1 protein-coding gene is annotated in these 342 nt (G+C 39.2%); it reads right to left on the reverse strand.

Translation table 11 applies throughout. The features are described 5' to 3' along the window. The coding region (locus C1G53_RS13240) for a hypothetical protein (protein ID WP_105117456.1) at positions 1–290 on the reverse strand (290 nt) is incomplete at its 3' end. Positions 291–342: the final 52 nt, after the last annotated feature.

Raw genomic sequence — 342 nt, forward strand, 5'->3', positions numbered from 1 at the left:
TTGATAATGCCTCGGAGAAGACAACCAGCTGTAATAGTTGCAACGCCAGAATTCCACAAATTATAAGAGAGACGTGAAAGAGTAGGTATAAGTTGCAGCAAACCGAGTAGCACAGCTCCGCCTATTAATGGTACACAGAACATATAATGCATAAAGACAGAGACTTCGCCATAGCTGAGACTTTCATAGATTCGACTGAAAATAAACAGGAAAGCTGTTATTGCTAAGTAGGAGATAAACGTTCTTGAAACTCTTGTAGTTGAATTAGTAACCGATGTAGACAATGTCACTCACCGCCCTTTCTGAGATAGTATTTCCATTTGTTGTTGGGTTGTTAATAAC

It is taken from the genome of Streptococcus suis, from assembly GCF_002960445.1.
GTDB classification, from domain to species: Bacteria; Bacillota; Bacilli; order Lactobacillales; family Streptococcaceae; genus Streptococcus; species Streptococcus hyiners.